The sequence below is a fragment of the Myxococcus xanthus genome (assembly GCF_013116825.1).
Classification (GTDB): domain Bacteria; phylum Myxococcota; class Myxococcia; order Myxococcales; family Myxococcaceae; genus Myxococcus; species Myxococcus xanthus_B.
On sequence record NZ_JABFNS010000167.1, the window covers coordinates 1 to 16912 of the forward strand.

The following is a 16912-nucleotide window of genomic DNA, read 5'->3' on the forward strand; positions in this document are numbered from 1 at the left end:
GTTCGGAAGGCTTGGAGCCCGACGGCGACGACGGTGATGGCGCACGGGCCATGGGCCGGCTCTCCAGCCGGATGGGCTCGGTGGGAAGCGTGTCCTCATCACCGCGACCCGCCGTCAGGGTGGATGTGTCCGTCGAGATTTCCTGCGCGACGGCGGTGCGCTGGGCCGCCGCGCCAGGCGGCGTCACCCGCGCCAGCAACTGGGCGCATTTGCGGCAACCCTCCGCATGTCTGCGCAATGGATTGGATTCCGAAGCACGAAGCTGTCCAGCGGCGAGCGCCCGCGCGGTGATTTCGTCAAAGCAGGACACGGAGACAACGTTCTCCCACGCTCCGTGTCCCCGAGAAAGAGGGGCTTTACATACGAAGCGGTCCTTTCTTGGACTCTCTGCTTCACGCCGGGGGCCGCGCGTGCTGCCATGCGGTACGTCCGGCTGCGTCATCCTGGAGTCCCAACGTGTCCCACACTCCGCCCTCGCTCGAACTCTCCCAGCCTCCGCTGCTCGCCAGGGAATTGCTGCGTGCCGCCGTGGCACGCCGGCCCTCGCGGCCCGGAGAGGTGCCCCGCCTGGATGTGCGGGTGAAAGGCTTCAGCCCGGACGCCAGACAGCTGGCTCGCTACCGGGAGGTGTGTGGGTTTCCCGAGGATGGCTATCTGCCGCTGCCGTTCCCTCAGGTGCTCGCGACGTCGCTGCACCTCACGCTGCTCAACCATCCGGCGTTCCCCTACCGGTTGCTGGGCATGGTGCACGTGCGCAATCACATCCAGCAGCAGCACCGCCTGCCCGCTGGGGCCCGGCTCTCCGTCCATGCCTGGGTCGAAGGCCAGCGTGAGGCGCGGCAGGGGCGCGAGCTGGATTTGCACACCGTGGTGGAGTCGGACGGCGCGCAGGTGTGGAGCGCCGTCACCACCATGCTCCGCCGCCTGCCTGGAATGGGGGAGCGGCCGCGTGAGGCGGGGCGTCCCCTCTCCACCGACGAGGCGCAGGTCTTCGCCAACAGTCGTCCGGCCAACTGGTCCGTCCCGGAGAACGCGGGCCGCCGCTATGCCCGGGCCTCGGGCGACTACAACCCCATCCATCTGTATGGCTTCACGGCGCGCCCCTTCGGTTTTCCCCGCGCCATCGTTCATGGCATGTGGACCGTGGGCCGCTGCGTGGCGGAGATGGGCGAGGCCGCCGAGGCCCCCGCGCTCACGCTGTCCTCGGAGTTCCGCCGACCGCTCCTGCTGCCCTCCCGGGTCATCTTCCAGACCGCCCCGCAGCCAGAGGGCGCCGTTGCCTACCGGGTGATGGCGGAGGACGGCCAGCCCCACTTGCTGGGCCGCCTGTCACCGGGCGCGTCGCCGGCACTGTGACGATGCACCCGCCGGGGGGAGCGAGGACGTCACTGCGGCAGGAGCACCACGTCATCCAGGTACAGCGCCGGCTGGTCCGTGCCGGAGTCGTCCTGGAAGTAGATGTCCCGCAGCGTGCCCGTGGTGGCCCCGATGCTGGAGAGGGGAATCGTCACCTGTTGCCAGACTCCCGGAGCGATGGGCGCCCCCAGCGCGGTGTCCAGGCGGGTGGTGCCAAGCATCTGCGTGCCATCGTGGAGCACCAGCCGCACCGCCTGTCCGCCCGCGGTACCGCCGTGGACCCAGAAGCGGATGGATTGATACTGCGCCAGGTCCAGCCCATGGTGGTGGAAGAGCAGGCCATTCCACGTGTCTGGCTCGAAGCGGATGGCGGCCGAGCCCGCATGGACCACCCCCGTCTCGTCGAGCGAGTGGTCCGCCCAGCTCCAGTTGGCGAAGCCGTTCTGGAGCGCGTCGGTGTAGACGAGCAGGCCCGCGGTCAGGTCGGGTTCGGTGCGCCCCTCCGTCAGGGCCAGTCCTTCGGCGAGCGTCACGGTGCGCACGCCGCGCGTCTGCACGTAGTCGAGGATGTCCGCGAAGTGGGACGTCTCGTATTGGGTGTCACGGGTCGGCGTGCCGTTGACGAACTCGTGGAAGACGAGGATGAGCCAGCTCTTCTCCGCGATGGCCTGGTCCACCCAGCCCTGGACGGTGCTGACCGGAACGGTGCGGGCCACGTCGTTGGCGCGGAGCTCGTAGACGATGGTGTCGCGGAAGTTGCGGCCCGCGTTCACCGTGCGGCTGCTGGCGTAGTGCTGGCGGATGGCGCCGAGCACCGGGCCGTTCTGCAGGCCATACGGCACCACGAGATTGGGGACGGCGGGCAGGCCCAGCGCGCTCTCCAGCCAGGCGCGAGAGTCCTGGAGCTCGGCTGCGAGCTGCGTCGGGGACAGCGACGTCAGGTCCGGGTGGGTCAGCGTGTGGCTGGCGATGTCATTGCCCTCGGTGACGAGCGTCTGGGCTTGCGCCAGCGACATGTAGCCGCCCCAGCCTTCGTGGATGGCCAGGGTGACGAGACCGTAGGTGGCGGGGATGCTCCGCGCGTTGAGTTCGGGGCGGGCCAGCGAGAACTGCGTGGCCCAGCCGTCGTCCAGGGTGATGGTGACCATCCCCTCGGTGAAGGGCGCCGAGGCGAACGCGGGCGGCGCCAGCGACAGGAGGAGCAGCGAGACGAACCTTCGAAACACCTCGTGCACTCTGGACATGGTCTTCCCCCACCGCGGCGAGTCAGCCTCGTGCGGCATGATGTATTCGATACCAGACGGAACGGACGCCGGGCAACCGGCCGGGCCCCCGGGCAGGCGGCGTGGACCTGGCAGGTGCGTCACGCCGGCACCAGGGCGGGAGCAGGGATTCGAATAGGGGTGCCCCGTGTTCGTCTGGGCCACCGTAGGCCCTTGGAAAAGGAACTCGCTGCATGAAGAAAGTCGCCGCGCTCGCATGTCTGTTGGCCCTGTTGGGAGCGATTCCCTCGCAGGCCGCCGAGCTGAAGGACGTATTCGGCCGTGAGGTCCCCGTCGGCAAGGGGCGGCCCACCCTGGTGCTGTACGCCAACCGGGGCTCCCGAGACGAGCTGCGCCAGCACGCCTACTCGTTCATCTATGACTTGCGCGAGGAGCGGCCCATCGTCCTGATTCACGTGGACCTGCGGGACGTCCCTGGCCTCTTCAAGGGCATGGCGCGGGGCGAAATCAAGAAGAGCCACCGCGAGTCCATCGAGCACATGCGGAACATCTTCCGTCAGCACGGCGAGGCGCCGCCTCCCGAACTGGAGTCGTCGCTCTTCATGGTGGCGGATGCCAAGGGCGAGCCGCACCAGGCCATGGGGCTGAAGAAGGGGTTTGGCCAGGTCGTCGCCAAGGTGCTGAGCCCGTCGGGGCGGGAGCTGGCACGGGGCCCCTTCCCCGAGAGCGCCCGCAAGCTCGGCCAGACGATGGCCTCGGCCTCGGAGAGCCTTTCGACGCTCCGAGTCGTGGACATGTCCCGCTGACGCCTCGCGCCCCGCTCAGCTGCCGGGTGCTTGGGGCTCGGTGGGGGGCCGTGTAATCCACGCGGCGATGAAGACGTCCAGCTCGCCGCGCAGGACGTCCTTCACGCGCGGGGTGCCGGCGCCAGTGCGCGGGTCCTCCACCCGGGCGCCTCGTCCCAGGTAGTAACGCCGTGCCTCGTCTGTGTTGCTGCCCTGGCCGTAGACGACACGCGCGGCGATGTCCTTCAGTTCGTCGAGCTCCGTGGCGCCCGTGAGCGTGAGCACGCGTCCGGAGGACTCGTCCTTCACCGTCACCTCGGTGCGGACGCGCTGGAGGTAGGAGCCCTCGTGGCTCTTCATGGGGCGGCCCTGGACCTCCAGGTAGGCCAGCTCCTCCTCTGAGAGCGAGCCGCCGCGGTGGACGCGCACGTAGGCGCGCTGGCGCTTCTCGTCCTCCAGCCGCCGGTGCATGCCCGCTTCGCCCGCGAGGAAGCCATAGGCACCCGGGCCGGCGATTCGCACGACGACGCGCGAGGGCTCCTCCGCCTCGGCGACCGCGACCGCCTCGTAGCCGCGCCGCTGGGCCCAGCCCAGGTACATGGTGGCCAGCTCCTGCACCCAGGTCGCCTGGGCCTCCGCTGAGTCACTGGCGCAGATGTCCACCAGCGCCTCGGTGTCCTGGGTGGTGGCCCCGGAGGCGTGCAGGGCCTCCGCCATCTGGACCTCGCGCGCCACGTCCTCCACCTGTCGCGCCGCGGAGCCGAGCTGCACCTCGTTCTTCGCCTCCCGTACCAGCCGACGCGCGAACAGGCCCGCGGCCTCCAGCCGCTCCAGCTCATTGAGTTGAGCCTCCACGGTGCGGAAGGCGCGGATGACCTCGGCGGCACGCGTGGGGTCGTCCCAGAGGTTGGGCGCCTGCGTCTCCGCCAGCAGCTCCGCGCGGCGCTCCTCCAGTTGCGGCCGGCCGGCGGAGTCCGCCAGGGCGCGCGCCTTGCCCACCAGGCGGTCCATCTCGAACAGGAGTGACTTGCGGTCCAGCCGCCGCTTTACCGGCGCCGCGCGAGCGGATGGCAGCAGCAACTGCGCGGTGGGGGAGGGCGGCGGCGCGGCGGGCTCCGCCACGGCGGTGACGCGGCCGCCCAGGCGGGCCTCGACGCGGACGGGCGTGCCTGGAGGCAGCGGCCTGCGCGCAATCTCCACGGCCAGCGCCGCGGTGAGCGTCTTCTCGATTTCACGCTGCAGGTAGCGCGCGCCGAACTGCGGCGAGTAACCCCGCTCCACGAGCAGGTCCACCACCGCGGGCGTCACTTCCACGTCCAGGGCGCGCGCGCGGATGCCCTCGCGCTCCAGCACGCGGCCGACCTCGCGCTGGGCAATCTTCCGGATGTCCACCTTGGACAGGGGGCGGAAGTGGCAGATGGCGTCGAAGCGGTTGAGGAACTCCGGACGGAACGCCTCTCCGATGCGCCGGTCCACCTCGGGGACCATCTCCTCCGCGCGGCGCGCGCCCGTGAAGCCCATGCCGGACTCGCGATACACCTCCGCGCCCACGTTGGACGTGGCGACGATGAGCGTGTTGTTGCACGACACCGTCTCGCCGGCCCCGTTGACGAAGGTGCCCTCGTCGAAGAGCTGGAGGAAGCGGTCGTGGACGCTGCGCGCCGCCTTCTCGAACTCGTCGAGCAGCAGCACGGTGAACACCTTGCCGTCCAGCAGCGCGCTCAGCTCTCCTCGCCGTGTCTCCAGTGCCGGGGCCCAGGTGGCGCCGAAGGGGACGCTCTCGTCACCGTCGTTGGGGTAGTCCGCCATGTTGAGGCGCACCAGCCTGTCCGCCGAGCCGAACAGGTACTCCGCCAGCAGCTTGGCGAGCTGCGTCTTTCCCACGCCCGTGGGGCCCGCGAAGAGGAACACGCCCAGGGGGCGGCGCGGATCGTTGAGGCCGGCCTTGAGCAGCGCCACCGAGCGCAATACCGCGCTCACTGCGTCCGTCTGTCCCAGCAGCCGCTCGCCGAAGAAGCGCTCTGTCTCATCGAGGTCCAACGGCATCGCGTCGTCGACGACGAAGCGAGGCAACCGCGTGGCCGCGCAGAAGCGGGTGAGTACGTCCTCGGGGCCCACATGGTCCTTGGCCGCGCTCGCCGCCTCCGCGGCTGTCTCCTTCAGCAGCTCGATGGCCTTGCGCGGCATGCGCTGCGCGAGCAGGAACTTGGACGACAGGCGCAGCGCCAGGTCGCACGCCGCCGGGTCGATGGGGAGTCGCAGCTCGCGCTCCAGCTCCTCCGCCACGCGGCCCAACACCCAGCGGGCCTTCTCCGTCGGAGGCTCATGCAGGGGCAGCAGGTGGAGCCGCTCGGCCAGCGCCTCGTCGGAGCGAAGCAGCTCCTGCACGCGCTTGGGCTCTGTCTCGAAGATGAAGCGCAGGCCGCCTGTGCGCAGTCCGCGCACGGCGACGGGCGCCAGTGGGCCGCCGAGGGCCGCGGGCAGGTCCCGGATGTAGACGATGGGGCGGGGGTGCCGGGAGAGGTAGGCCAGCAGCTCCTCGAAGCTCTCCGCCGCCTGGCGCTGGGTGCTGCGCGCCAGGATGTTGGCGACGGACACCTCCACCACCCGTGCATTCGCCAGCTCCGCGTCCACGCGGCCTTCGGCGATGCGCCGGGCCACCTCCTGCACCAGGGCGCTCTTTCCCACGCCGGGCTCGCCAGCCAGCAGGGGATGCTTGCCGCCCCGCGTGAGCAGGCCCAGCACCTCCGTCACAGCGGCGTCCACACCGTGTGCGGCCGGTAGCTTTCCCTCCCGCGCCAGCGCGGTGAGGTCGCGGTCGATGAGCCGCTCCTGGTCCTCGCTTTTCCTCGTCGCCATGTCTCGTCTGCCGCCCCCTCGCCGGGAGCGCACTCTAACCCCCTTGAACAGCGGGGGTGAGCGCGCAATCCCGGACAAATGCGTGCCCCGACGGGGACGCGGCCGTGACGGCCCCGCTCAAGGGGCTGGCGGCGGGGCCATTCCTGGCTGGGCCGGGGGGATGGCCCGGAGATATTCGTAGACGGCCTTCAGGTCCTGGTCGCGCATCTTCGCGTAGATGGGCCAGGGCATCACCGGGATGATGGCGCCGTGTTCACGGCCTGTCCGCATCAACGCCAGGAACGCCTCGAAGGTCATGCCGCCTGGCAGTCCCTGCGCATCCGGGGTGAGGTTGGAGGAGACGAGGCCTGGACCGAACGGCTTTCCTCCCGCGAGGAAGTTCGTGGTGTTGATCTGCTCGGGTTCGCCCTGAAACGGGTCGCCTCCGGGGAGATAGCCCGGCTGGGTGTGACAGTCGCTACAGCCGGCCTGGGCATTGAGGATGTAGCTCCCCAATCCCACCAGGTTCCGGTCCAGGCCTTCCAGCTTCAACATCACGGGGGAGATTCGAAGCCCGATGTCGATGCGCTCCTGGTCCTCGGCGCCTACGGGAATCTGGGCCTGCCCTCCTCCGGGAGGCTCCTTCTGGGCGGAGTCATCCGACCCGCAGCCAACGCCGACACCTCCCGCGACGCCCAGGAGGATCCAGCCCGCCGTCACCCACTGCCCCATCCGCGCATGCCTCATGTGTCCGTCCCCTTGTTTGGCCCGTGGCCCCGGTGGCGGGAGCGTAGGGTCGCCGGCGGGCGCGGCCATGCTGCGTGCCGGTGTCGCGTCACGTCATGCTGCGTACAGTCCCGTGGGGCCCGAGGACGGGCGGGGCATGCAGAGCGGAAGCCGGAGGACTCGAACCTCGGGCCGAAGAGCGGCTCGCACCCGTTAGCAGCGGGGCCTGGCGCCATCGCCAGTTCAGCTTCCAGAAAAACCGCCAGCAGCGACAACCCGCCTGCTGGCGCGCGGGGCGGCTGTCGGGGTGGGAGCCGCCTCTGGCGGACTCCCGGACCTCCGAGTGCATCCACCGCCAGGGCGGAACACTCAGGAGGCGGAAGCCACCTCGGGTGGCTCCCCTTTCCCCCACGGCCTTACTCCTGCAATTCCACGTGCCAGTAGGCGACGTCCCTGAGGAACTTCGCCCAGGACATGGGCATGCCCTTCTCGAACAGGAACGTCAGGTGCATCGCCTCGGGCACCTTCTTCGGCTTCATGGGCGCCGTGCGCAGGGCCATGCGGGCCTGCTCCGGCGTCCGGTTGCCCTTCTTCTGATTGCAGGGCACGCACGCGATGACGATGTTCTCCCAGCTCGTCTTGCCACCCTGTGCGCGCGGCAGGACGTGGTCATACGTGGCCTCCGGGCGCGTCACCTTGATGCCGCAGTACTGGCAGCGGCAGTGGTCCCGCAGGTAGACGTTCTCCCGGCTGAACTTCACGCCCTTGGGCCGCCGGCGCAGGCCTCGGATGAAGCGGATGACGGAGGGCATGCGAATCTCCACCGTCACCGAGCGCACGACGCGGTCCTCGTACTCCTCGACCACCTCGACCTTGCCCTGGAAGATGAGCATCACCGCGCGTTGCCAGGGAACACGTGCGACAGGTTCGAAAGACTGACTCAGGACCAGCGTCTCCATGACACGATGCCTCGTGGGTTATGCCGGAAGCGGGATTCGAACCCGCACGATCCAGGCTCTCGACCTGGTGCCTCTGCCAATTGGGCTACTCCGGCGTGGGTGAAGTGGATTCGCCGGGATTCGAACCCGGATCCCTCGGGTGCAAGCCGAGTGCTCTCCCCTTGAGCTACGTACCCATGTGCTGCGAAAGCAGGCCGCCAGGGAATCGAACCCTGCATGCGCGGATTTGGAGTCCAAGCTGCTCCCAAAGCGCGGCCTATGACGAACTGCTCCCCAAGGAGAGCGCAAACGCTCCGAGGGGTGGAAGGGTGGAACCGGAGGCAGGCTTTGCACCTGCACCTGCGGAGTCAGAGTCCGCCATCCTTGCTGGTTAGACGACTCCGGTATGTGCTGCTTCAGATACCTCCGGAGGGATTCGAACCCTCGCCGTCCGCTTAAGAGGCAGATGCTCTACCAATGAGCTACGGAGGTGTGTTGTGTGCCGCCCCAGGAACGAGCAGACGGCGTGCATTCACCACGACGATTCAGTTGTCAGATAGCCTGTCTGTCGGGGTACTCGGACTCGAACCGAGATTTCTCGCGTATCAGACGAGTGCCCTACCCTTGAGCGATACCCCGTGAGGTGTGTGCGACTGGGCGTGGCGGGCCACGCTCGTGCTGCATGGGGACGCTGGGAGTTGAACCCAGCGGGCCCTGTCGGGCTCGGGCTCTACAGGCCCGCGCGTCTCCCCTAACGCTCTACGTCCCCGGAGGAGCGGGGGCCCTGAAAGCCGAGAGGCCGGGTCCCCTGGATGGGAGCCCGGCCTCTGCGTGGCTTGGCGCGCCGGTGACGGAGCGCGAGCTTCAGCAGGGTACGGGCGGATGGCCGCCAATCAGGTCAAATCCCACGATGCACTTCGAATCGAAGCTCGCAAGGGAGCAGGAGGCGGCGTCGAGCTGGGACCAGAGGTTGTTGCGATAGCTGCGCTTCATCGGGCTCGTCTGCATCGTCAACGTCGTCATGGTCGCCGCTCCTTTCGAGGAGACCCTACGTCCGGTGATTTTCGTTCCTGACAAGGCTCGATGGCACAGAGTGTCGCCTGGTGCTTGCGATATCGCCCAGTGCGCCTTCATGCTGCCGATGCAGAACCCCATTGTCGGTTCTCAACCAGAAAGGTCGCCCTCCATGCGTGGTGCATTTGGCAAATCCTCGTGGGCCGGCAGTGTCGTCTTGTTGGCGGGTGCGCTCGCCTCGTGCACGGAGCAGGCGCCGCCGACCTCAATGAACCTTCGAGAACTGAACATTGTGGACGCGCAAGGACAGACGCGTGTCCGCATTGGGGCCCCCCTCCCGGGGCCCCGTGCCGCGCCTGGTTATGGACTTCAGTTCCTGGGCCCGTCGGGCCAGGAAATGGGAGGGATTGGAATGCTGGACGAGCGAGGCTTCCACGGACTGTGCTTCGACAGCGCGGAGGGTTATGAGGCCGTGTGTGTCTCAACCATCCACGGGAGGCCCTCGATTCAACTTCGCTCGAACGATGGGAGCTCCCCCCAAGAGCGCATCACCCTCGGTGTCAACGAGAGCGGCGTCGCGACCGTGGAGATCCGCGACGCGGCTGGCAAGACGCAAGTCCGATTGGAGGTCGGAAAGGACGGCCATACGCGCATCGAGGGTGTCAGCCCGCCCCTGACAAGCCAGGAGCCCTAGACTCCGCGCTGACGGCCCTCGTGCCGGTCACGTCCCGAGTCGTGTGGAGTCGGTGAAGAGGGGCGAGCTGGAAGGAGGGGCGCTTCTCGGTGACGCTGTCCGAGAAGGTCCTTCCCCGCAGCCCCGCTGAATCCAATCCCGGCGTGCGCTCCTTCGTCGACTCCGCCGCGCCGTCGCGCGGGCGGACGTGGACGCTGGGAAGGACATTCGCGGGGGAATCAGCGCTGAGCGGGCGACTCCTCACTCTCGAGGCTCCACCGTCAGTGTCGCCTGGATGCGTTGCTCCACCAGGGCCTGCGACTCTCGCGCGCTCGCCGTGTTATGCGGCTCCGCTCAAGACCTTCCGACACGGAGCGAGTCATGCGAAGCCTCATTCTCTGGACCCTGCTGTTGTTCTCCACGACGGCCCTGGCAGCCGAGACACGACTGGTCGTAAGGGCTCTTGCTCGGGACGGCAAGTTCGTCGGGACGTCCATGGGAGGCGTGCGGGTGGTGCTCCGGGATGCGCAGTCCGGCCAGGTGCTGGTCAGCGGCGTCACCGCCGGTTCGACAGGCAACACCCAGACGCTGATGAAGCAGCCACATGTGCGGGGTGCGCCGCTCGCGGATGAGTCATCCGCGAAGTTCACGGCCACCCTGGACCTCACCGAGCCGCGGCTGGTGACGGTGGAGGTGTCCGGGCCCCTCGCGCAGCGGCAGGCACTCGCCACCAGCACGACGCAGCTCTGGATGCTGCCCGGCAAGCACCTCGAGGGCGATGGCCTCATCCTGGAGCTGCCCGGCTTCGTGATGAATGTGGTGACCCCGTCAGCTCACGAGTTCTTCAAGCTCCCGGCCGACAAGAAGCTCACCCTTCCGCTTCGCGCCAACCTCACGCTCATGTGTGGCTGCCCTACCGAGCCGAAGGGGCTCTGGGACTCCAACCGGTATGAGCTGCAGGCCACGGTGAAGCACAATGGGAAGCCGCTCACCCAGCTCCCCCTGAAGTACGCCGGGAAGACCAGCACCTTCGAGGCAGCGCTGTCCGTTCAGCAGCAGGGTATCTACGAAGTCACCGTGACTGCATACGACCCCATCACCGGCAACACCGGAGTGGACCACACCACGTTCATCGTCGAGCCGTGACAGAGGCGCTCCCGATTGGTCCGAGCGTCAGCAGGACTGGCTCGGGGGCTGGGGGAGGCCTTCCAGCACTCCGGCGGCGTGTCGTGCGTCGTGCCCGGCGACGATGCCCGCGCGCTCGCCGAGGGCTGCATCTGCTTCCTGCTCGAGCAGAAGGAGTAGGGCGCACGGCCGAGAGGTGAGAGCACGTCTGGCCTTGCCACGCGCGGGGCCAGGCGTCCGCGCTTTCCGGGGCCGCCACGGGCCGTTGGAGTGGCCATGACAGTCCTCTCCGCTCTCTCCACTGCCAGCAGATGCCAGACCCCGGGTATTGCCGCAAGCCCCCCCGGTCGTGCTCCACCATCGCCCGTTTCAATCCAGGCGCGGGAGGGCCGAGAAATGCACGCGGACGGGGTGACACAGCACGCAGTGGTGATTGCCGGCGGGGGGCCGACCGGGCTGATGCTGGCGGCGGAGCTGGCGTTGGCGCAGGTGGACGTTGCCATCGTCGAGCGGCGCGCCAGTCAGGAGGTCGCCGGCTCTCGAGCGCGCGGCCTGCACGCGCGCAGCCTGGAGGTGCTCGATCAGCGCGGGGTCGTCGAGCGCTTCACCTCGCAAGGGCAAGCGGTCCAGAATGTCGCGTTCGGGCAGGCGCATCTGGACCTCAGCGACTTCCCGACGCGTCACAACCATGGGCTCGCGCTCTTGCAGGAGCGCTTCGAGCGCATCCTGGCGGAGTGGGTGGGTGAGCTGGCGGTGCCCATCTACCGTGGGTGCGAGGTGACGGGCTTCGCGCAGGACGACACCGGCATCGACGTCGAGCTGTCCGACGGCCGTGCGTTGCGGGCGAAGTACCTCGTCGGGTGCGATGGGGGGCGCAGCCTCGTCCGGAAGGTGGCAGGCATCGAGTTCCCGGGGTGGGACGCGTCGATCAGCTACCTCATCGCCGAGGTCGAAATGACCGGGGCGCCGGCGTTCGGCATTCGCCGGGACGAGAAGGGCACCTACGCCATGGGCAAGCTGGAGGACGGACGCGTGGGCGTCGTGTTGAGAGAGGAGCGGGTTGGCACGGGCGACGCGCCGACCCTCGAGGCGCTGCGCGAGGGGCTCGTCGCGCTCTACGGGACGGACTACGGCCTGCGCGGCGCCACGCACCTCTCGAGGTTCACCGACATGACGCGGCAGGCAGCGTCCTACCGGGACCGGCGGGTGCTCCTGGCCGGCGACGCGGCCCACGTGCACTCGCCGATGGGCGGACAGGGGCTCAACCTCGGTGTGCAGGATGCCGTGAACCTGGGGTGGAAGCTGGCCCAGGTCGTGCGTGGCATCTCACCGGAGAGCCTGCTCGACACGTACCAGGCCGAGCGGCACCCCGTCGCGGCCCGTGCGCTGCGGAAGACCATGGCGCAGACCGCGTTGAGCCGCGGTGATGCGCGGATGGACGCCGTGCGCGAGACGCTGGCTGAGTTGCTGCGGATGGACGGGCCACGCAAGCAGTACGCGGCGATGATGTCGGGGCTGGACGTCCACTACGACCTGGGCAACGGACACCCGCTGCTCGGGCGCCGCATGCCGGACCTGGACCTGGTCACCGCCGACGGCCCTCGGCGCGTGTTCCACCTGTTGCACGACGCGCGGCCGGTGCTGCTCAACCTGGGCGAGCCCGGCACGCTCGACATCACGCCCTGGGGCGACCGGGTTCGGAGCGTCGTTGCTCGCTATACGGGGGAGTGGGAGCTCCCGGCGCTCGGCGCGGTCACGGCGCCCGTTGCGGTGCTGATTCGACCGGACGGACACGCTGCGTGGGTCGGGGAGGGCACGGACCAGGGGCTGCGTGAGGCCCTGACCCGATGGTTCGGGCCGCCGCGCGCGACGTAGCGTGTTTCGCTTGCCTCCTGGGAGACACGGAGAGGGCGCCGATAGTCCCAGGAGGCGCATTGGCTCTGGAGTCCTGTGCCGGAAGACCTCCCGGGGCAGAGGACGCGGAATCATGAGGAATTCCGTCAGACCGACCCAGTCGGAAACTCATCGCACCAGGAATGCGTACGTCGCCAGCGAAGCGAGCTTCTGCCGGAAGCCGCCCGCGCGTGATTCAACGGGCCTTGCGGCGCTCTTCGGCCAGTTGCGTGTTGAACCCGCGCTCGGCAGCATCCGCGTAGGCCTTGCAGCTCATCACCTTGGCGCCGGCCGCGTCTCTGGCTGCATATTCCCAGCCACTGGAGCCCGGATGCGGTGTCAGTAGCACATCGCAAGGCAGGGCGCGCACGGTGGCGAAGCTGCGCCGGTAGTCGCTGATGATGTTCGGATAACGCGGGTTGGCCAGCAGTTGATAACCGGGGGCGCTGAGGCTGTCGGCGTAGGCAATGCGTACCGGCTTGCCATCGCGAGTATCATTCCACGTCCAGGCGATGCTGCCCGGGGTATGCCCCGGCATGAAATGCGCGGTGAAGTCGACGCCGCCCTGTGAGACGACCTCGCCGTCCATCACCACGCGATCAGTCATGACTGGCGGGTAGGTGATGTCATCGCCGAAGTGCAGATCATCGCTGCCTCCGCGCGCCAGCAGAACCGCCGACTCCGCGCTGGCCACGAGCCGCGCGCCGGTGCGGCGCTTCAGTGCGGCGAAGGGGCCTGCGTGGTCGGCGTGTGCGTGACTGCTAAGCAGCAGGCGCAGGTCCTGCGGCGCGAAGCCGCGACGCTGCAGGTTGGCCAGCAGATGGTCGGCCATCTGTGGCATGCCACCATCGAGCAGCACGACGCCGTCCTTGGTCTCCACCAGCAGGGCGGTTAGCTCCTCAGTGCCAATCTGCCAGGTGTGGTCGGCGATGCGCAGCGGCTGCATGGGCTTCAACCAGGACGCATCAACGGTATAGGCCTGCAACTGCGGGAGCGTCGGCGGCGCGCCACCGGCGGGGGCGGAGTGCAGCAGGCAGGCGGAGAGGGCGCAGGTGACTGTTCGGAAACGCATGGCGAATGAGGATGTGGGAAGGTGAAGAGACGCTAGCACGGCCCTGAACAGGCGTTTCGCCGTTTCGTTGTAGCAAGCGAAAGTCGTCCTGATGTCCCTCCTGCTCGGCGCTGATTTTCATGAGTTGTTGATGATTTTGGCCTTCTTGGTTTCCCCTCGTAGAGCAAGCCACGCCCGTGGTCGATGACGTAGCGGCGCAGTGTCTTGACGCTCATCCCAGGTTTCCAGCGCTGGGATGGGCTTCGCGTCGCAGCCGACGGCGCGTTTCCATGTGCGGCGGCATCCGCCGGGAGAAGGCTCCCCGCGTGACGTGCCGCAGTGCATCGAGAACGCGTCGACGTGGGGGCCGTGGTGGCCGATCGTCCCGTCAATGGAAATCCTCCAGTAACGGCTCGGCCTGTGCCGCTGCGCGTCCGTCAGGCCCGCTGGGGGGCTTCCCCATCCCTCCAGGTGCCCACGGCTCTGAGGTTCGACCACGCCCGCTGATGACCGGGGGACTCTTGGTAGGGCGTAGCCGAACCTCGTCCGGAGACTTTGAGGGAGTGAACAGCCAGCGGATTCGGAGCCGCTGACGGTTGGCCCGTCGCTTCCACGCGTCTGTTTCCTGGTCGAGTTTGTCGAGGTGCGCCGGGGCTTGCTGCCATGCTGACTGCCGCACAGGTGATGTTCCCTCTGAGGGCCCGTTTGTCATTGCCTCGCGAGATAGGCGTCCTGCCTGGCCTCCGACACGGACATGGTCCCATCAAGGCACTGGCTTTCGACGCCTCCCTTGCTCAGCTTCCCGGGCGTCTGCGGGGAGGAACGGGAAATCATGACGCTGCGATGGAATTCATGGGCGATGTGTCTGGTTGGGTGGGGGCTCTGCATCGGAGTGGCATGCAACTCGCCCCCAGGGATGGACCCGCCGCCGCCTGCCTCCGATGCTCCTGCTCCTGTCGAGCCCTCGATTTCCGATGGCGGCCACCCTCTGGAGCCGGAAGAGCCATCTCCTGGTGAAGTGCCACCGGACGATGCCGGACGGCAGATATTCCCCCTGGCCTTCCAGCAATCGCTGCCGGGCTCGCGAACCGTGGCGAAGCGCACGACCTTTCGTTTCCGCATACCTGTGGCGCGCGCAGGTGAGCGGCTGAGCTTCGTCTTCTTCGCGGGGGACGACGCGCTGAGAATCCATGCGGCCACCGTGGCCCGTGCGGACGCGAATGGAGCGCTCGTGTCCGCCCCCTTGCCGCTCACCTTCGAGGGCGCCCCAGACGCCCTGATCGCCGCGCGCCAGGCCGTGCACAGTGACGCCGTGGCACTGCCCGTGAGCTTCCGTGAGGAACTGGCCATCTCTTTCGAGGTCGAGGGCGCAATCGCCGAGGGGCAAATGGACCTCTTCCCCCAGAGCTACGCGGCCGAGGGGAGCCACTCCTGGAAGCCTGGCCGATTCGGAGAGGCCCAGAATCGACTCGTGGGGCTCGGCGGCATCGAGGTGGACGCCAAGGCGACACGCACCATCGCTCTCATCGGCGGTGGGTTCGCTGCGGGCAAGGGCGCGCCCACCGGCGACTTTCGGGAGAATTGGCCCGCCGTGGCCGAGCGTCTTCTCGGCCAGCCGGTGCTCAATCTCAGCCAGGAAGGCCAGAGCATCGCCTCGGTGGTCGCGGCGCTTGACGCGGGGACGCTGCGGCTCGCGGGTGTCACGGACTGCTTGGTGTTGCTGGGCGGTGACGAAGCGCCTTCCGTCGATACGTCCACGCTTCTGTCCTCGCTGGATGTGCTGCTATCGCGGCTGCGCTCACGATGTCATGTCTATGCTGGAACGCTCCCGCCCCAGGGCCCCTCGCCATCCAGCGGGGAGCCGTCCCGGAGCGCTCGGCGCGTGGTGAATGACTGGCTGCGCTCGGCGATCCCAGCGGCCCAGGTCGTGGACCTCGACGTGTTGCTTCGAGACCCGAGCAATCCCGAGCGCTGCCAACCCCACGCGCAGAATGACACCGGAGGCTTCTCCGAACGGGCCCAGGCTTGGATGGGGGCCGAGGTGGCGCGGCGGCTCGGACGCGAGCCTCCCGAGGAGCCCTTCAGAAAGATGACCCTCAAGGTGACACTGACGAACTCCAGCCATGAGGTGCTCACAGTGGACACCGCTGGCACCGTGTTCGCAGTGAAGCGTGAGACGGGCCGTGCGCTCCTGTGGGCCAGCACGGACAACGCGCGCACCTGGCAGCTGCGCGGTCGCCACCCGCAGGGCTCTGCTTTCCAGGTGATGACGTCGCTGAAGGACGGAACCTTGCTCGCGGACACCCTGGCCCATGATGGCATGCACGCGCTCGCTCGCTCCACGGACAACGGCGCTACCTGGAGCGATGTGCTGCCTCTTGGGCTGTTCCGCATGCTTCAGCCAGGCAACATCCGTGAACTGCACGGCACGGTCTTCTTTGGTGAATACCAGGTGTTTGCCATCGAGTCGCCCATCCGCATCTGGGCGAGCACGGACGGGGGCGCCACCTGGAAGGTGCGTGCCACGCTGACCGGACGCCGCCATTGCCACTCGCTGGTGGCGGACGCGGAGCAGGGCGTCTTGTGGGCGATGATGGGCGACGCCCGCGGAGGCTTGCTGCGCTCGGTGGACGACGGCGTTACGTGGAGCGCCGTGGTGGATGGTCCCCGGGGCGTCGCGGTGGACGGCATCATCACTCCGCCGGGCCTGCTCTTCGGTTCGGATACCCTGTACGGACCGGACTTTCCCAGCATCCGTCTCGTGGGGACGAACGACGAGATGATAGAGATGACACGACTGCCCGGGCCCAGCTACTCCGTGCTTCGCCTTCGCGGTGGCGGATTCCTGATGGGAACCACACGAGAGACCGGCGGGGACGTGTACGCGCCTGGGGACGAGGCCGCCCACGTCTTCATCAGCGCGGACGGCCGCACCTGGACGGAGTTCATGGCCTATCCCCGCCTCCTCCCGGACGACTACGCACGCGCGGACGTCTACTGGCAGCTCCCATCGGGCGAGGTATTGCTGCGGCTGACCAATGTGCAAGGCATTGGTACGGGTTTTCAGCTCCTCGAGAGCACCCTGCTCTGATGAGGGGGGGCGACACCCCAGGCGCTTCGCGGCGTGAGACGTTCTCGCCAGCTCCGAACCCGCTTGGGGAGACCCCCCTGTGTCAGGGAAGTTGTCGCCTCGGCTGACCGGCCGAGCTGACCACCCCGGGGGCGAGTACAGGCAGGTAGCTGTGTCGTACACGGATGCATTCAAGGCGGAGATGGTGAAGCGGATGGTG

Annotated in this window: 14 protein-coding genes and 6 tRNA genes; 7 read left to right on the plus strand and 13 right to left on the minus strand. The window is 68.2% G+C overall.

All coding sequences use genetic code 11. The annotated features are described in order from the left end of the window. Positions 1 to 310 (minus strand): hypothetical protein (locus HNV26_RS33050; RefSeq protein WP_171452949.1); only part of this gene is annotated, 310 nt, incomplete at its 3' end. A gap of 146 nt (positions 311 to 456) precedes the next feature. On the opposite strand from HNV26_RS33050, the gene HNV26_RS33055 reads away from it, so the two are divergent. After that, positions 457 to 1356: a MaoC family dehydratase gene (locus HNV26_RS33055; protein ID WP_171444861.1), complete on the plus strand. Its 900-nt coding sequence runs from the start codon at positions 457 to 459 to the stop codon at positions 1354 to 1356. 29 nt (positions 1357 to 1385) lie between these two features. On the opposite strand, the gene HNV26_RS33060 is transcribed toward HNV26_RS33055, so the two are convergent. Then, on the minus strand, positions 1386 to 2600 hold the full coding sequence (locus HNV26_RS33060) for a polysaccharide deacetylase family protein (protein ID WP_171444860.1): 1215 nt from the start codon (positions 2598 to 2600) through the stop codon (positions 1386 to 1388). A 212-nt stretch (positions 2601 to 2812) separates the two neighbouring features. On the opposite strand from HNV26_RS33060, the gene HNV26_RS33065 reads away from it, so the two are divergent. Continuing rightward, positions 2813 to 3385 carry a hypothetical protein gene (locus HNV26_RS33065; RefSeq protein WP_171444859.1) on the plus strand — a complete coding sequence of 191 codons (573 nt, stop codon included), beginning with the start codon at positions 2813 to 2815 and terminating at the stop codon, positions 3383 to 3385. A gap of 15 nt (positions 3386 to 3400) precedes the next feature. Here HNV26_RS33065 and HNV26_RS33070 read toward each other — a convergent pair whose 3' ends face one another. From HNV26_RS33070 to HNV26_RS33115, 10 genes are all read right to left on the minus strand, one after another. Further along, positions 3401 to 6223: an AAA family ATPase gene (locus HNV26_RS33070; protein WP_171444858.1), complete on the minus strand. Its 2823-nt coding sequence runs from the start codon at positions 6221 to 6223 to the stop codon at positions 3401 to 3403. 117 nt (positions 6224 to 6340) lie between these two features. Then, positions 6341 to 6949 carry a cytochrome C gene (locus HNV26_RS33075; RefSeq protein ID WP_171444857.1) on the minus strand — a complete coding sequence of 203 codons (609 nt, stop codon included), beginning with the start codon at positions 6947 to 6949 and terminating at the stop codon, positions 6341 to 6343. 395 nt (positions 6950 to 7344) lie between these two features. Then, positions 7345 to 7887 carry an HNH endonuclease gene (locus HNV26_RS33080; protein WP_090484395.1) on the minus strand — a complete coding sequence of 181 codons (543 nt, stop codon included), beginning with the start codon at positions 7885 to 7887 and terminating at the stop codon, positions 7345 to 7347. 21 nt (positions 7888 to 7908) lie between these two features. Further along, positions 7909 to 7982, minus strand: a tRNA-Leu gene (locus tag HNV26_RS33085). A 10-nt stretch (positions 7983 to 7992) separates the two neighbouring features. Further along, positions 7993 to 8063 (minus strand) — tRNA-Ala (locus tag HNV26_RS33090). A gap of 133 nt (positions 8064 to 8196) precedes the next feature. Further along, positions 8197 to 8272, minus strand: a tRNA-Gln gene (locus HNV26_RS33095). A gap of 15 nt (positions 8273 to 8287) precedes the next feature. Next, positions 8288 to 8358 (minus strand) — tRNA-Lys (locus HNV26_RS33100). A gap of 76 nt (positions 8359 to 8434) precedes the next feature. After that, a tRNA-Ile gene (locus HNV26_RS33105) sits at positions 8435 to 8505 on the minus strand. Positions 8506 to 8549: 44 nt separating this feature from the next. After that, a tRNA-Tyr gene (locus HNV26_RS33110) sits at positions 8550 to 8635 on the minus strand. Between the two features lie 95 nt (positions 8636 to 8730). Then, positions 8731 to 8889, minus strand: coding sequence for a hypothetical protein (locus tag HNV26_RS33115; RefSeq protein WP_171444856.1), 159 nt, complete (start codon positions 8887 to 8889; stop codon positions 8731 to 8733). A 403-nt stretch (positions 8890 to 9292) separates the two neighbouring features. On the opposite strand from HNV26_RS33115, the gene HNV26_RS38760 reads away from it, so the two are divergent. The 4 genes from HNV26_RS38760 (at position 9293) to HNV26_RS33135 (ending at position 12553) form a co-directional block, all read left to right on the plus strand. Further along, positions 9293 to 9574: a hypothetical protein gene (locus HNV26_RS38760; protein ID WP_253817280.1), complete on the plus strand. Its 282-nt coding sequence runs from the start codon at positions 9293 to 9295 to the stop codon at positions 9572 to 9574. Positions 9575 to 9934: 360 nt separating this feature from the next. After that, complete coding sequence (locus tag HNV26_RS33125; protein WP_253817281.1) at positions 9935 to 10699, plus strand: hypothetical protein; 765 nt, start codon at positions 9935 to 9937, stop codon at positions 10697 to 10699. A 15-nt stretch (positions 10700 to 10714) separates the two neighbouring features. After that, on the plus strand, positions 10715 to 10858 hold the full coding sequence (locus HNV26_RS33130) for a hypothetical protein (RefSeq protein WP_171444854.1): 144 nt from the start codon (positions 10715 to 10717) through the stop codon (positions 10856 to 10858). Positions 10859 to 11074: 216 nt separating this feature from the next. Further along, a complete protein-coding gene (locus HNV26_RS33135; protein WP_171444853.1) occupies positions 11075 to 12553 on the plus strand; it encodes an FAD-dependent monooxygenase in 1479 nt (492 codons plus the stop codon). A 214-nt stretch (positions 12554 to 12767) separates the two neighbouring features. On the opposite strand, the gene bla is transcribed toward HNV26_RS33135, so the two are convergent. Then, positions 12768 to 13643 carry a subclass B3 metallo-beta-lactamase gene (bla, locus tag HNV26_RS33140; RefSeq protein WP_171444852.1) on the minus strand — a complete coding sequence of 292 codons (876 nt, stop codon included), beginning with the start codon at positions 13641 to 13643 and terminating at the stop codon, positions 12768 to 12770. Between the two features lie 1105 nt (positions 13644 to 14748). Between bla and HNV26_RS33145 the strand changes: the two genes are divergently transcribed. Beyond that, on the plus strand, positions 14749 to 16713 hold the full coding sequence (locus HNV26_RS33145; RefSeq protein WP_171444851.1) for a hypothetical protein: 1965 nt from the start codon (positions 14749 to 14751) through the stop codon (positions 16711 to 16713). The last annotated feature ends 199 nt before the right edge of the window (positions 16714 to 16912 follow it).

What these genes read in the sequence shown, in the direction of transcription:
- HNV26_RS33080 (WP_090484395.1), bottom strand. Translation starts at nt 7,887, where the DNA reads ATGGAGACGCTGGTCCTGAGTCAGTCTTTCGAACCTGTCGCACGTGTT.
- HNV26_RS33135 (WP_171444853.1), top strand. Translation starts at nt 11,075, where the DNA reads ATGCACGCGGACGGGGTGACACAGCACGCAGTGGTGATTGCCGGCGGG.
- HNV26_RS38760 (WP_253817280.1), top strand. Translation starts at nt 9,293, where the DNA reads ATGCTGGACGAGCGAGGCTTCCACGGACTGTGCTTCGACAGCGCGGAG.
- HNV26_RS33075 (WP_171444857.1), bottom strand. Translation starts at nt 6,949, where the DNA reads ATGAGGCATGCGCGGATGGGGCAGTGGGTGACGGCGGGCTGGATCCTC.
- HNV26_RS33065 (WP_171444859.1), top strand. Translation starts at nt 2,813, where the DNA reads ATGAAGAAAGTCGCCGCGCTCGCATGTCTGTTGGCCCTGTTGGGAGCG.
- bla (WP_171444852.1), bottom strand. Translation starts at nt 13,643, where the DNA reads ATGCGTTTCCGAACAGTCACCTGCGCCCTCTCCGCCTGCCTGCTGCAC.
- HNV26_RS33060 (WP_171444860.1), bottom strand. Translation starts at nt 2,600, where the DNA reads ATGTCCAGAGTGCACGAGGTGTTTCGAAGGTTCGTCTCGCTGCTCCTC.
- HNV26_RS33115 (WP_171444856.1), bottom strand. Translation starts at nt 8,889, where the DNA reads ATGACGACGTTGACGATGCAGACGAGCCCGATGAAGCGCAGCTATCGC.
- HNV26_RS33125 (WP_253817281.1), top strand. Translation starts at nt 9,935, where the DNA reads ATGCGAAGCCTCATTCTCTGGACCCTGCTGTTGTTCTCCACGACGGCC.
- HNV26_RS33070 (WP_171444858.1), bottom strand. Translation starts at nt 6,223, where the DNA reads ATGGCGACGAGGAAAAGCGAGGACCAGGAGCGGCTCATCGACCGCGAC.